This is a genomic window from Cellulomonas sp. McL0606, from assembly GCF_058248365.1.
Window position 1 is genome coordinate 119,512 of the sequence record NZ_CM177779.1, and the last position, 13,402, is coordinate 132,913.

The following is a 13,402-nucleotide window of genomic DNA, read 5'->3' on the forward strand; positions in this document are numbered from 1 at the left end:
CCAGGGGCTCGCGGGCGGCATGTTCGTGCCGGGCGTCACCGCCTTCATCCAGCTTTCTGTTCCCGGGGCCGGTGCGCGGCAAGGCGTTCGCGATCATGGGCTCGGTCATCGGCGTCTCGACCGCCATCGGACCGATCCTCGGTGGTCTGCTCATCGAGGCGTTCGGCGACACCAACGGCTGGCGGACGGTGTTCCTGGTGAACATCCCGATCGGCATCGTGACCCTGATCGCTGCCGCCAAGCTGCTGCCGGCGGGCAAGCTCGGGACGACGTCCAAGGCGGGGGTCGACCTGGTTGGCCTGGTCCTGCTGACGGCCGGGCTGGTCGCAATCCTCGTGCCCTTGATCGAGGGTCAGGACAAGGGCTGGCCCGCGTGGACGTTCATCACCCTCGCGGCCGGCGTGCTGCTGATCGTCGCGTTCGCGCTCTGGGAGCTACGCATCAAGGACAAGAACCCGATGGTGCCGCCGCACCTGTTCAGCCACCCCGCGTTCACGGGCGGCACGGTCCTCGCGATGATCTACTTCGCGGCGTTCACCAGCATCTTCTTCACCATCTCCCTTCTCTGGCAGGCCGGTCTGGGGCACACGGCGCTGGAGTCGGGCTTCGTCGGTGTGCCGTTCGCGATCGGCTCGATCATCGGAGCCTCGCAGAGCAACCGGCTGGCGCAGCGCCTCGGCCGCACGGTCCTGGTGGTCGGTACAGCGCTGGTCGCCGTCGGCCTGGCATGGGTCTGGATCGTCCTGAGCACCGTCTCGGCCGCCGACCTCACCAACTGGGACCTGCTGCTCCCGCTGCTCCTCGGCGGCATCGGCAGCGGCCTGTTCATCGCGCCGAACGTGCAGTTCATCGTCGCCACGGTGGATCGGTCCGAGGCGGGCGCGGCCAGCGGCGTGATCAGCGTGATGCAGCGCGTCGGCAGCGCCATCGGCATCGCGGTGATCGGCAGCGTCCTGTTCGGGCACCTTCACCCCACGAGCCCGCAGTCGCTCCCCCAGGCGTTCACCGACGCTGCGGCCGCCGCGATGCTCGTGAGCGCCATCCTCGCGGTGGTCTCGTTCCTGCTGGTGTTCGTCCTGCCCAAGAAGGTCGACTCGGGTCACGGCTTCGCCGCCGACGGAGTGAGTGTCGGTGGTCGGGTGCATCGTCGGGGCGTGACGATCTCCCGAGAGGCCGGGCTCGCGCTGGCCGAGAAGTGGACGGCGATGTGGAACGGCGATCTCGCGCTGGTCGACGAGATCCTCGCTCCCGACTTCCGGATCGAGTTCGGCGCCGTCGTCGCCGACCCCGACCCGGCACTGATCACCGACCCGGCGGGGATGGCGGCGTTCGTCGGCACCTGGCGTGCCCGCCGGGGTGACCTCACGTTCGCACTCCAGGCTGCCCAGCTCGTCGACGAGGGCGACGGCGTGGCGTTCACCTGGTCCGTGGAGCTTCCCGGGACGACCCGGCGCAGCGGCATCGATCTGTGCCGACTGGTCGACGGGCAGATCGCGCGGGTCTGGTCGGTGACGGGCGAGCGAGCCTTCCCCGCGTGACGCGCCTACGCCGAGTTCGAGCTCGCGGCTCTTGGTCTCCCCGAAGAACTGCGACACCTGCTGCAACGTGGAGAAGCCGTCGCCGGCAAGATCGACCAGCAGGTCGTTGCTCCACATCATCAGCCTCCCGATGGTCCACTGGACGCGAGCGGCCTCCGGGCTCGAGCCCGTAGACGGCCTGGGCGATCTCGCGCTTGCCGCCGGCCGGGGTGCTGTAGGTGAGGATCGGCAGGTACCGCTCGGGCTCGACCACGCAGAGCACGCGCGTGAGCAGCGACTCCTTGAACCCCGTCATGCCGAGCCCGCCCTGCTCGTGCACCAGCCGCGTGAACCGGTCGGCCATCGGCACGCTCGGGGGTCCGTACAGGAGGTACCGGATGGTGTTGCGGGTGCGGGCCGTGGCCTCGTAGTCGCCCATGGACTTCCACGCGCGGTTGAACACCGACATGTTGCCGGGGGCCGCGCCGACGGTGCTGTTGGCGAACTCGCGCAGGTCCTCCGGGTCGGCGTCGGCGATGTTGTCCGCGCTGAACACCTTCTGGTAGCGGGCCCAGTAGGCCAGCACCTCGGGGTCCGGGGTCTGGTGGTCCTCGAGGAAGACGGCCTTGAGCGCCTCGACGCGGGCCATGCGCTCGGGTTCGACGGAGTCGCGGTCGGGGAACCGGTCGCGTAGCCCCGAGTACGACGCGGGGGTGTCCGTCACGCGCTTGGCCTCGCCGCGGGTCCAGGTGTGGTGGCAGGACGAACAACGGATGATTCGGCGATCGTCCGGCAGTCGCTCGACGACTCCAGCTCGTCCGACTTGCAGACCGGGCATTCCAGCATGAGTGCTCCTTCGCCTCTATGGGTTCAGTGTGCACGTCCTGAGAGATCGGCGGGCCGGGTCCTCGGTGGGTGGTCGTCCTCGTCTCGCCGTCTTCACCACATCTCTACGGCCGCTCGCCCCGACCCAGGACTTAGGTCCGGGCTGACGGAGAATCGGTCGACCTAGCGTCGGGATCACGGACCACACCCACCATCCCGGGTCGCCCGTGTCTCGGCCTGAGGTACCCCCCGGTGGCCGACCTGTCGAGGACCCCGAGGACGAGCCATGAGCGAGCACCTTCCGCAGCAGCGCACCATGGCGCGCCGCCGGGTCGTGATCGGCCTGGACATCGGTTCCGTCACCGCGCAGGTCCGTGTGGTCGACGAGACCTCCGGGGCCATCGTCCTCGACCACGTGTCGGCGTCTGCCAGCTGGTCCGCGACCCCGCTGCGCTACGCGACCGGCTGGATCGTCGACGCCGTGCGCGGCGCGCTCGACGACTGCGCCGACGTCGAGCTGGCCGCGGTCGCCGTCGGCGCCACCGGGTGCGAGGTTCGCGCGCTCTGCGACGCCCTGGGCACCACGGTCTGCGTCGCGCTGCGGGTGCCGACGACCGTCGTCAACGACGCCGAGCTGCTCATCCCGGCCGCGGGGCTGGAACGCGGGGTCGGCGTCCTCGTCGGCGGCTCCGCGATCGCCGTGGCCACCGGCCCGGGGGTGCTCACGGGTGCGTCGAGCTGGGCGGTCTCCGACGTCGGCAGCGCGTCGGCGCTGGTCCGCGAGGCCGCCCTGACCGTGCTGGCCGGCGACGCGCGTGGCGACGAGCCCGACACTCTGCGCCACCTGCTCATGGACTCCATGCAGCTCCGATCCGTCGACGAGCTGGCGCAGGTGCTGCGCTGGAACTCCCGCTCGCTCCCGTGGGGCGTCCACGCGCCGGCCGTGTTCCAGGCCGCCGACGAGGGGTCGAGCGACGCGCAGGCGCTCGTCGCCGCCAACGCGCAGGCGGTCGCGAGGCTCGTCGTGCAGCTCGCGCAGCGCGGCGTCGACGTGCTGCACGCGGTCGTCGGCGGGGACGTGGCGCCCGAGGCGCCCCGGCTGTTCGCCGGCATCCGGCGCTCGATCCTCGACGAGCTGCCCGACGCCGACGTCCGCATGCTCGACGTCCCCGCGGTCGAGGGTGCGGTGCGGCTCGCGCAGCGGTCCGTACTCGAGGGCCCGGGCTGCGACTACTCCTAGAGGGTCTCCTTGACCGCGTGCTCCCACGGGGTCGCGGTGATGCCGAGCATCCGCTCCGAGGCGGTCGTGTCCATCACGAACGGCTGGGTGAAGTGGTCCGCGACATCCGCGATCTCCCGCATCAGCGGTGAGACGAGGCCCAGTGCGCGGACGACTCCGTTTCCGACCGGTCGGATGCGCGGCGGACGAGCGCCGGCCGCGACGGCGAACCGGGCGCCCAGCTCCCGGAACGTCAGCGGCTCGGCCGTCGGGACGTGCCACGCCCGGCCCCAGGCCTGCGGTGTCGCGCCTGCCGCGACCAGCGCCCGCGCGAAGTCCGGCAGGTAGGTCCAGCTGTGCGGCTGGTCGACCGCGACGACCGGACGGGTGGTGCGGCCCGCGACGATCGGGCGCACGAACCGCGGTCCCGCCATGGCCTGCGAGTCGGCGAGCGGGCCGAGGTAGTCCGCCGCCCGGACCTCGGTGGTGCGCAGGTCGGTGCGGGCGGCCGCGTCGAGCCACATCCGGGCGCGGACCGCGCCCTTCGCGTCGGTCGCCCGCAGCGGGGTGTCCTCGAACATGACCGCGCCGTGCGCACCGTAGCCGTAGAGGTTGCCCGCGGTGACCAGCACGGCGCCCGCGCGCGCGGCCGCGTCGAGCAGCGCCGCCGACAGCGGGGGCCAGTCGGTGGTCCAGCGCCAGTACTGCGGGCTGGCGCAGTTGTAGAGGACGTCGGCGCCTCGGACGGCGGCGGTGAGCGCCTCGATGTCGGTTGCGTCGACGGCCACGTGCTCGATCCCGGCGGAGTCGACGCCCCCCGAGCGGCTGACGACGCGGACCCGATGACCGCGGGCGACGAGCTCCTGGGCGAGCGTGGAGCCGACGGCTCCCTTGCCGACGATGACGTGCTGATCCATGACGTGCGCTCCTTGCCTCGACCGCCACGCCGGGCATCCGTCCTCGGCGCTTACGAGAGCACCGCTCTCGTCTGTGAGCGATGCTCGCACATCGGCGACGCGACGGCAAGAGCAGTGCTCTTGTACGTGATCGGTGCTCTCGTGGCTGTCGGAAAGCAGGCACTATGAGCCCATGGCACCCACCACCGCCCGCGAGCGCGCCCGCGCCGAGGTCATGTCCGAGCTGCTGACCGCTGCCCGGGACCGACTGGTCACCGAGGGTGCCGCCGAGCTGTCGCTGCGCGCGGTGGCACGCGACCTGGGGATGGCGTCGTCGGCCGTCTACCGCTACGTCGAGTCCCGCGACGCGCTGCTGACGCTGCTCATCATCGAGGCGTACGACGCGGTGGGGCAGGTCGCCGAGCAGGCCGCGGGCCGCCCCGACCAGGACCCTGCGACCGCGTGGCTCGCGGTGGCCCGGGCCGTGCGCGGCTGGGCCCTCGAGCAGCCGCACTCGTTCGAGCTCATCTACGGCACGCCCGTCCGGGGCTACCGCGCCCCCGAGGACACGGTCGTGCCCGCGGTCCGGCTGTGGGGCGTCATCGTCGGCCTTCTCCTGCGGGCGCAGGCCGAGGGCTCCCTGACGCCGGCCGGCCCCGACTTCGACCCCCGCGGCCGGGTCGCACCGGAGGTGTACGCGTTCGTCGGCTTCGACGACCCCGCCGACGTCCCGGACGACGTCGCGCGCGTCGCCGCACGGTCGGCCACCCTGTTCACGTCGCTCGTCGGGGCGATCTCCGTCGAGCTGTTCGGGCACCTGCACCGTGTCGCGGGCGACTTCCCGCGCCTGTTCGACGTCACGATCGGCACGGCCGCCGCGGGCGTCGGGCTGCACGTCGACCTGGCGTGACCGGCCGCCGGACGGAGGACATTCGCCCACTGTTCGCCCGCGAGTCGCGCCAAAACGCTGGTGAAATGGGCAGACGTCCGGCACCCTGAACCCGACCGTGCCGTACCGACCTACGCGACCAGCCCGAGGGGAGACAGCGCCCATGACGCTCGACCTGCGGATGTCGCGACCTCGACCTCGGAAGCTACCCGACCTTGCCTGAGCACTCGCTCGTGCGATCGATGGGCCGTCTCCGACACCGGGGGCGGCCCATTGCCGTCTCCGGACCCTCACCCACCCGCCTCGCTAGCTCAACAGGACAGAGCACCGGCCGACGACGCCGGAAGCCGCTGGTTCAACTCCAGCGCGAGGCACCAACTCGAAGGGAACGACCATGACGGGAGTCCTGGTCCTGAACGCGGGGTACGAGCCCCTCCAACGCGTCAGCCTCGCGCACGCGGTCCGGATGCTGCACCGGCAGGTCGCGGTCGTCGAGGAGGCGGTGGACGGCCGCACCTTCGGGCCCTACCCGCTGCCGCGCGTGCTGCGACTGGTCCGCTACGTGCAGATGCGCTGGCGCAACCGCCGGGGCATCCCCACCTGGTCGCGCAGCGGCATGCTCGAGCGCGACGCCCACCTGTGCGCCTACTGCGGCACGGTCGGCGCCAGCACCGTGGACCATGTGCTGCCCCGCAGCCGCGGCGGCGCGAGCCTCCTGGCTGAACACCGTGGCCGCGTGCCTCGACTGCAACCACCGCAAGCGGGACCGCACCCCGCAGGAGGCGGGCATGCGTCTGCGGTACGAACCGCACGTCCCCACGCACCTGGACCTGCTCGCGCGGTGAGGTCTGAGCCCGCCGGGGCCGGCCATCCCGGTGGGCACCGCCCCGCCACCTACACGCCGTGCAGCCACGGCGTGTAGGTGACGCCCACGAGCAGGCCCTCGGGGCTCAGCAGCCGTGCCGTCGTCTGGCCCCACGGCTCCAGCGTGGTGTCCCGCAGCAGCCGGTGGCCCTGGGCCGTGAGCTCCGCGACGCTCGCGCCGACCGCGTCCACCGAGGCGACGTCGAGCTCGAGCCACGCCTGGGGCGTCGGCAGGTCGGTGGGCCATTCGGTGCTGCCGAACGTCGACTGCGCCGCCTGGGCCAAGGGCCAGAGCGCGAACGCCTTGACGCCGTCGAGCGAGTCGTTGGTCAGGTAGCCGGGCACCGGCTCCTCCAGCGGGATGCCCAGGCTGTCCCCCCAGAACGCACGGGCCGCTCCCGCGTCGCGCGTGATCGGACCGAACCCGGCGACGAACGAGATCTCCATGGGACCGACCGTACTGAGCAGGTCCGACAGCCGCACCGACGCCGCCGCGGGGCGTGCGCCCGCGATCGTCGCTGAGATGTGACACATCACGTGTTCAAGATCGGGCCGCCGACGGCCGACGCACAACAGATGACTGGAGCATCCAACCCCGCGCCCGGCTGGTACGACGACGGCAGCACGACAGGCGTGGTGCGCTGGTTCGACGGCGCGGGATGGACCGAGCAGACCCGGCCCGTGGCGGCAGCACCGGGGTACCCGCGCACGCTCGACGCCGCAGCGGCGGTCGTGACCCAGGACGCACGCTTCGCGGTGGTACCCCAGGCCCCGGACCCGCGGTTCGCGGTGGAGGCAGGCTCGGGCGCGTACGGTCAGCCGGTCGGCTTCGGACAGGCGTCAGCGCCCGGCTTCGGGCAGGTGTCTGGCTACGGCATCGGGCAGCCGCCTGGCCCCGGCTTCGGACAGGCGCCCGCCTACGGGCCGAGCTACGGCGGTGGCTTCGTCGGCCAGGCTCCGTTCTACGACGAGGCAGCGATCCGCCGTGCGCGCCGTCGGATCGTGCGCGACGTGACCTGGGGGCTGGTCTGGCTGGTCGGCGGGGCCGTGCTCGCCTTCCTGCACGTCCACGCGCTGCGCTCGGGGGGCTCGACGGCGCACGTCCCGTTCCTGACGACCGGCGGCATCACGGTCGGCATCGTCTCGTTCGTCCGGGCGACCCGGGCCTACCGGGCGATGGTGCAGCTGGGTGGAGAGCCCTGGACGCCCGCACTGCGCCTCACGATCAGCCTCGTGGCAGGGGCCGCGTTGCTGGTCTCCGCCGTCGGCACCGTCATGGCGTGGACGGGCGGCACACCGGGTCCCCCGGTCGCCGGTTCGTGCTGGAACGCGTACGGGAACAACACGTTCGGCCAGGTCCTGTGCTCGGCACCGCACACCTACGAGGCCACGGGGGAGACGAGCGACCCGCAGGGCGCCGACTGTCCGCCGTCCACAACCGTCCTCACGCGGCTCACCCAGGGCAGCACCGGCTATCTCTGTCTCGGGCCTGCGGGCGACGCCGCCGCGGGAGCTCAGGCCGGCGGAGGCAGCAGCGCGCGTGCGCGGACGAGGACCGCGTCGAGCATGGCCGGGGTCAGGCGCCCGGTGAAGGTGTTCTGCTGGCTGACGTGAAAGCAGCCCAGGACGGTCAGCGACCCGATCTCGGCGTGCTCCAGCACGAGCTCGGCCCCGTGCGCGAACCGCGGCCGGGGCCGCGGCACAGCCCAGCCCTGCTCAGCGAGGGTGCTCAGCAGCGCCTGCCAGCCGAATGCCCCGAGCACGACGGCCACGGCCGGCCGCAGGAGGGCCAGCTCCCGTGCGAGGAACGGGCCGCAGGTGCGGCGCTCGTCGGGGGTGGGGTCGTTGGCCGGGGGTGCGCAGCGGACCGGTGCGGTGACGCGCAGGTCGGTCAGCGTGAGGCCGTCGTCGTGGGACGTCGAGGTGGCCTGGGACGCGAACCCCGTGCGGTGCATCGCCGCGAACAAGAAGTCGCCCGAGCGGTCGCCGGTGAACATGCGGCCGGTGCGGTTGGCGCCGTGCGCGGCGGGGGCGAGGCCGACCACCAGGACCCGCGCTCGGGGGTCGCCGAAGCCCGGCACGGGTCGCGCCCAGTAGGTCTGGTCGCGGAACGCCGCACGCTTCTCGACGCCGACGAGCTCGCGCCACGCGACCAGGCGCGGGCAGGCGCGGCACTGTGGGACGACGTCGTCGAGCGCCGCGAGGTCCCCCGCGCCCGCGGCCGCCCGGACCACGTCGTCCGCGTCGTCGAGCCTCACCTCGACTCGTCACCGGCGGCCAGCAGGGCGTCGAGGCGGTCGAGCGCCTCGGCGACAGACGCGACGGGTTCCGGACCGGGCGGCAGGTCCCAGCCGCCCAGCGACAGCACCGGCACCCCCGTGCGCACGGCCAGCGCGACCTCGCTGAGGGTGCCCCACGAGCCGCCGATGCTGACCACCACCTCGCTGGTGCGCACGAGCAGGCCGTTGCGCAGCTCGCCCAGGCCGGTCGGGAAGGCGACCGTGACGTGTGGGTTCGCGTCGGCGGGGTCGGCCCCCGGCAGGATCCCGACGACGACGCCGCCACCACCCGCTGCTCCGCGCGACGCCGCCGCCATCACACCGCCCAGTCCGCCGCACACCAGGACGTGCCCGCGCTCGGCGATCGCGCGACCCAAGGCCTCTGCGGCCCGCTCCTCGTCGCCAGACGCGTCCGACGGCCCGACCACCCCCACGTACGCCACGGTCACCGCCGCCCTCGAGACCGGCACTCCGGTGCGAGAACGGCACTCTGAACTGCCGTTCTCGCACCGAACTGCCGGTCTCGACCGCGCATGCGCTGGCTCGGCTACTCGAACCTGGAGGGGTCGCCGGCGCCCACCCGGACCACCTCGGGGGCGCCGTCGGTGAAGTCGACCACCGTCGTCGGCTCGGTGCCGCAGTCGCCCGCATCGACGACGGCGTCGAGCACCAGGTCCAGCTCCTCCTTGATCTGCCAGCCCTCGAGCATCGGCCACTCGGCGCCGGGCATCAGCAGGGTGCTGGAGAGCAGGGGCTCGCCGAGCTCGCGCACGATCGCCATGGCGACGGGGTGGTCCGGGATCCGCACGCCGATGGACCGCTTCTTCGCGTGCGCCAGCCGCTTGGGCACCTCCGGCGTGGCGGGCAGGATGAACGTGTAGGGGCCCGGCGTCGCCGCCTTGATCGCGCGGAAGGCGCTGTTGTCCAGCTGGACCAGCTGCCCGAGCTGGGCGAAGTCGGCGCAGACGAGCGTGAAGTGGTGCCGGTCGTCGAGGTGCCGGATGCGGCGGATGCGGTCCGCGCCGTCGTGGTTGTCCATCCGCGAGCCCAGCGCGTAGCAGGAGTCGGTGGGGTAGGCGATCAGCGCGTCTCCCTGCAGCAGCTCCACCACCTGCGCGATCGCGCGCGGCTGGGGGTTCTCGGGGTGGACGTCGAAGTAGCGCGCCATGGGATCGAGCCTAGTAGCGGCGGCCGGTCACGCCTTCTCGGGCGCGACGCCCCGGACCTCGTCGGCCGCGAACCGGCGGTGCGAGTCGGCCAGCTTCGCGCGCGCCGCGGCGCCGAGGTCCACGCCCAGCACGTCGGCCAGGCAGACCAGGTAGACCAGGATGTCGGCCATCTCCTCGGCGACGCGTCCGTGCCTCGCCGGGTCTGCGAAGCGGGCCACGGCCTCGTCGGACGGCACCCACTGGAACAGCTCGGCCAGCTCACCGACCTCGCCGACGAGGGCCAGGATCACCGACTTCGGGTCGTGGAACTGCTGCCAGTCACGTTCGGTGCTGAAGTCCCGGACCAGACGCTGCAGCTCGGCGATCTCTCGTTCCTCCGTCACGGCGTCCAGCCTGGCACGGCGAGCACGGCGAGCACGGCGAGCACGGTGGTTCGTCGGCGAGCGCGGCGCCCAGGCCGCAGCGCTCGGCCACGAAGGACGGCGTCCGGCGACGGGGAACGCGCGAACCCCCGGGCGCGCGAGGCACCCGGGGGTTCGTGGGACGACGACCGATCAGGCGGCCGGCTGGGCGTCCAGGATGTCCACGACGAAGATCAGCGTCGAGTTTGCGGGGATCTTGTCCGACGCCTTGTCGCCGTAGGCCTGGTCCGGCGGGACCACCAGGAGAACCTGGCTGCCGACGGTCTGACCGGTGAGACCCGTGGTCCAGCCCGGGATCACGCCGCTGAGCGCGAACGTGGCGGGCGTGCCGGTGTCCCAGGAGGACTCGACCGCGGTGCCGTCCCAGAGGTACAGGCTGTACTGGACGGTCAGGGTGTCGGTGGCGGCGACCGTCGCGCCGGTGCCCTTGATGAGCGGCTGCGCGATCAGGGTGGTGGGCGGCGTGCCGCCGACGGGCGTGACGGTCGGCTTGCCGGTGGCGGGGTCGACCGTGACGGTCGGCAGGCCGGCCGGCGGCGTGACAGCCGCGCCCGACGCGCGAGTCGGGACGTCGCGGACGCCGACGACCTCGCCCGCGATGACGGCCGAGCCGGCACCCGCGGACTGCTCCGGCACGGCGAACACGAAGCGCGTGCCCACCTTCTGGCCGGCCAGCTGGTCGTGGAAGATGAAGTCGGCCGTCAGGTTCACGCTCTCTGGCTTGGTCGAGTACGTCTCCTGCAGCTGCAGCTTGTCCTTGCCGGACACGGCCACGAGCTGGATCTCCATGGCCTGACCCTGCTTGATCTCGTCGCCGGTGCCGGGCTCGCGGACGTCGATCACGGGAGTGGTCACCGTGAAGGGCGTGCCGGGCAGCGTCACGGTCGGCGCCGTAGCGGAGTCGGTCCACACGACCTTGACGCCGGCCAGGGCCGCCTGGTCGGCCGCGGTGGCGGCGGAGTTGTCGGATGCGCTCGCGGACGCCGACGGGCTGGACGAGTCGCCGGAGCTGCCGGAGCAGGCGGCGAGCGCGAGGCCCACGGTCAGGGCGAGGGCCGCGGCGGCGAGGCCACGGCGCGAGGTGCGGTGTCGGCGCACGGGAGATCCTCCGTCAGTTCGGGTCAACGCCCAGGACGGCGCAACGGCTGGCACGGTACGCGACGAGACTGGGAGCGCGCTGAGGACGACCGGTCGGTGGACCGGAACTTCACCGGATCTACGCGGGAACCAGGTGGTCCGGACACACCTCGAACCGGTCCGGCTCGATCGCGAGCTCGCCGCGGCCGCCCGTCAACGAGCGCAGATCGAGCACGTAGCGGGCGAGCTCCGCCTGCGGCACCGACGCCTCGATGAGCACCGTGCCGTCGTCCAGCGACGTGGTCGCGCTGATGTGCCCCCGGCGCGCCGACAGGTCGCTCATCACATCGCCCTGCGCGGTCGACGGGACGGTCACCGAGACGTGGCTGATGGGTTCGAGGACCGTGGTGCCGGCCGCCTGCAGCGCCTCGCGGACCCCCGACGCCGCTGCCGTCCGGAACGCCATCTCGGAGGAGTCCACCGAGTGCGACTTCCCGTCGTAGACCTCGACCCGCAGGTCGACCACGGGGTAGCCGTGCGGGCCGCCGGAGGCCATCGCCTCGGCGACGCCCTTGTGGACGGCCTGGATGTACGTGCGCGGGATGGCGCCCCCGACCACGGCGTCGACGAACTCGAACCCGGACCCGTGCGGCAACGGCGAGACCCGCAGCTGGACCACGGCGTACTGACCATGGCCGCCCGACTGCTTCTTCACCTTGCCCTCCGCCTCGACCGGCCGACGGATGGTCTCGCGGTAGCCGACGGGCACCGGCGACGTGCTGACGTGCACCCCGAACACGCGCGCGAGCCGGTCGAGCGCGACGGCCAGGTGCGTGTCGCCGAGCCCGCGCAGCACCGTGCGGTCGCCCTCCCGGGTTACGCTCAGGGTGGGGTCCTCGGCGGTGAGGCGGGCCAGTGCGGCGGAGAGGCGGTCGTCGTCGGACTGGCTCACGGGTTCCAGGGACAGGCCGAAGACGGGTTCGCGGTGGTGCTGCGGGATCGTCGCGGACGCGCCCGGTCCGGAGCGGTCGGCCAGCAGCGAACCGGACGGCGTGCCGGTCAGCTTCGCGACCGCACCGATCCGTCCGGCGGGCACCGAGTCGAGCGGCAGGTGCTCCTTGCCGCGCAGCCGGAACAGCCCGGGGACGCGCTCCTCGGTGCGGGTGGTGGTGTTCACCAGGCGATCGCCCGGGCGGACCGTGCCGCTGAGCACGCGGAACAGGGTGACCTGGCCGACGAACGGGTCGGCGAGCGTGCGGAAGCAGTGCACGAGCGCGGGGCCGGTGGGGTCGGGCTTCACGGAGACCTCGCGTGCGCCGATGAGCACGGACCGGTCGCTGGGGTCCGGGCCGAGGTCGCACAGCAGGTCCGCCAGCCGGTCGACGCCGACGCCCGTGACGCCCGAGACCACGAGGACGGGGAACGCCTCCATGGCCGTCACCTCCTGCGCGAGCGTCGTCAGCTGCTCGTCGGCGGACGGCACGTCGCCCGCGAGGTACCGCTCGAGCTGGGCGTCGTCGTGCGTGACGATCTCCTCGGTGACCTCGTCGTGCAGGCGGTGCTCCTCGTCGGCGATCGACCCGGCCAGCGGCTCGCTGTGATGGTGCCCGTCGGCGTCGTAGGCGAGCCCCTCGTCGGAGAGCACGTCCGCGACGCCGGTGAACGCCGTCTCCTCGCCCAGGGGGAGCTCGAGCGGCACCAGACCCTCGCCAAATGCTGCGCGCAGGTCCGCGAGCACGCGGCGGAAGTCGGCGCGCGCCTTGTCCTCCTTGGTCACGACGACGATCCGGGGCAGGCCGGCGTCGGCCGCGGCCCGCCAGGCGGTGTGGGTGCCGGCCTGGACCCCGTCGACCGCGCTGACCACGATCAGTGCCAGGTCCGCCGCGGACACGGCCGCGTCCGACGCCCCGACGAAGTCCGCGGAGCCCGGGGCGTCGAGCAGCGTGACGTCGTACTCGCCGTGGCCCGTGGTCCACGCGAAGGGCGCGACGCCGAGGGCCAGGGACTGCCCGCGCGCGATCTCCTCGGGCTCGTGGTCGGTCACCGTCGAGCCCTCCTCGACGCGCCCGACGCGGGTCAGGACACCCGCGCGGTGCAGGAGGGCTTCGGTGAGGGTGGTCTTGCCGGATCCGGCGGCGCCCAGCAGCGCCACCGTGCGGATCCTCGGCGTCGTTGCCATCGGCGTCTCCCGGTCGGGCCTGTTACCGGCCACCCTAGCGACGGCGGCGGGACGCGACGAGCCCTG

Annotated in this window: 13 protein-coding genes and 1 tRNA gene; 6 read left to right on the top strand and 8 right to left on the bottom strand. The window is 72.9% G+C overall.

Annotation, left to right across the window (positions count from 1 at the left end; all coding sequences use genetic code 11):
- The first annotated feature begins 71 nt into the window (after nt 1-71).
- Together AC38ZX_RS00685 and AC38ZX_RS00690 are read left to right on the top strand one after the other, a co-directional pair.
- Nucleotides 72-1,538 carry an MFS transporter gene (locus tag AC38ZX_RS00685; protein WP_491295960.1) on the top strand — a complete coding sequence of 489 codons (1,467 nt, stop codon included), beginning with the start codon at nt 72-74 and terminating at the stop codon, nt 1,536-1,538.
- A gap of 1,090 nt (nt 1,539-2,628) precedes the next feature.
- Entirely contained in the window at nt 2,629-3,582 is a 954-nt protein-coding gene (locus AC38ZX_RS00690; protein WP_491295961.1) for a hypothetical protein, read from the top strand.
- On the opposite strand, the gene AC38ZX_RS00695 is transcribed toward AC38ZX_RS00690, so the two are convergent.
- Nucleotides 3,579-4,478: an NAD-dependent epimerase/dehydratase family protein gene (locus AC38ZX_RS00695; protein WP_491295962.1), complete on the bottom strand. Its 900-nt coding sequence runs from the start codon at nt 4,476-4,478 to the stop codon at nt 3,579-3,581. The two genes, AC38ZX_RS00690 and AC38ZX_RS00695, sit on opposite strands and share 4 nt — an antisense overlap.
- A 172-nt stretch (nt 4,479-4,650) precedes the next feature.
- On the opposite strand from AC38ZX_RS00695, the gene AC38ZX_RS00700 reads away from it, so the two are divergent.
- From AC38ZX_RS00700 to AC38ZX_RS00710, 3 genes are all read left to right on the top strand, one after another.
- Entirely contained in the window at nt 4,651-5,367 is a 717-nt protein-coding gene (locus AC38ZX_RS00700; RefSeq protein ID WP_426593980.1) for a TetR/AcrR family transcriptional regulator, read from the top strand.
- A 279-nt stretch (nt 5,368-5,646) separates the two neighbouring features.
- A tRNA-Arg gene (locus AC38ZX_RS00705) sits at nt 5,647-5,723 on the top strand.
- Nucleotides 5,724-5,740: 17 nt separating this feature from the next.
- Nucleotides 5,741-6,268 carry an HNH endonuclease gene (locus AC38ZX_RS00710; RefSeq protein WP_491295963.1) on the top strand — a complete coding sequence of 176 codons (528 nt, stop codon included), beginning with the start codon at nt 5,741-5,743 and terminating at the stop codon, nt 6,266-6,268.
- On the opposite strand, the gene AC38ZX_RS00715 is transcribed toward AC38ZX_RS00710, so the two are convergent.
- Nucleotides 6,241-6,657 carry a VOC family protein gene (locus AC38ZX_RS00715; RefSeq protein WP_491295964.1) on the bottom strand — a complete coding sequence of 139 codons (417 nt, stop codon included), beginning with the start codon at nt 6,655-6,657 and terminating at the stop codon, nt 6,241-6,243. The two genes, AC38ZX_RS00710 and AC38ZX_RS00715, sit on opposite strands and share 28 nt — an antisense overlap.
- 129 nt (nt 6,658-6,786) lie before the next feature.
- Here AC38ZX_RS00715 and AC38ZX_RS00720 point away from each other — a divergent pair, with 129 nt between their 5' ends.
- Complete coding sequence (locus AC38ZX_RS00720; RefSeq protein WP_491295965.1) at nt 6,787-7,824, top strand: DUF2510 domain-containing protein; 1,038 nt, start codon at nt 6,787-6,789, stop codon at nt 7,822-7,824.
- Here the strand turns inward: AC38ZX_RS00720 and AC38ZX_RS00725 are convergent.
- The 6 genes from AC38ZX_RS00725 to AC38ZX_RS00750 all read right to left on the bottom strand — a co-directional run bounded on the left by AC38ZX_RS00725 (nt 7,725) and on the right by AC38ZX_RS00750 (nt 13,336).
- Nucleotides 7,725-8,468, bottom strand: a complete 744-nt coding sequence (locus AC38ZX_RS00725) for a uracil-DNA glycosylase (RefSeq protein ID WP_491295966.1) — start codon at nt 8,466-8,468, stop codon at nt 7,725-7,727. The genes AC38ZX_RS00720 and AC38ZX_RS00725 overlap by 100 nt on opposite strands.
- The gene (locus AC38ZX_RS00730; RefSeq protein WP_491295967.1) at nt 8,465-8,938 is read right to left on the bottom strand and encodes a TIGR00725 family protein; all 474 of its coding nucleotides are present in this window, start codon (nt 8,936-8,938) and stop codon (nt 8,465-8,467) included. Before AC38ZX_RS00730 ends, AC38ZX_RS00725 begins: the two co-directional genes overlap by 4 nt.
- 98 nt (nt 8,939-9,036) lie before the next feature.
- Nucleotides 9,037-9,657: an L-threonylcarbamoyladenylate synthase gene (locus tag AC38ZX_RS00735; RefSeq protein WP_491295968.1), complete on the bottom strand. Its 621-nt coding sequence runs from the start codon at nt 9,655-9,657 to the stop codon at nt 9,037-9,039.
- A gap of 27 nt (nt 9,658-9,684) precedes the next feature.
- Nucleotides 9,685-10,041 carry a nucleotide pyrophosphohydrolase gene (locus tag AC38ZX_RS00740; RefSeq protein ID WP_491295969.1) on the bottom strand — a complete coding sequence of 119 codons (357 nt, stop codon included), beginning with the start codon at nt 10,039-10,041 and terminating at the stop codon, nt 9,685-9,687.
- 171 nt (nt 10,042-10,212) lie between these two features.
- A complete protein-coding gene (locus AC38ZX_RS00745) occupies nt 10,213-11,178 on the bottom strand; it encodes an FKBP-type peptidyl-prolyl cis-trans isomerase (protein ID WP_491295970.1) in 966 nt (321 codons plus the stop codon).
- Nucleotides 11,179-11,296: 118 nt separating this feature from the next.
- Nucleotides 11,297-13,336, bottom strand: a complete 2,040-nt coding sequence (locus AC38ZX_RS00750) for an elongation factor G (RefSeq protein WP_491295972.1) — start codon at nt 13,334-13,336, stop codon at nt 11,297-11,299.
- Between the last annotated feature and the right edge of the window lie 66 nt (nt 13,337-13,402).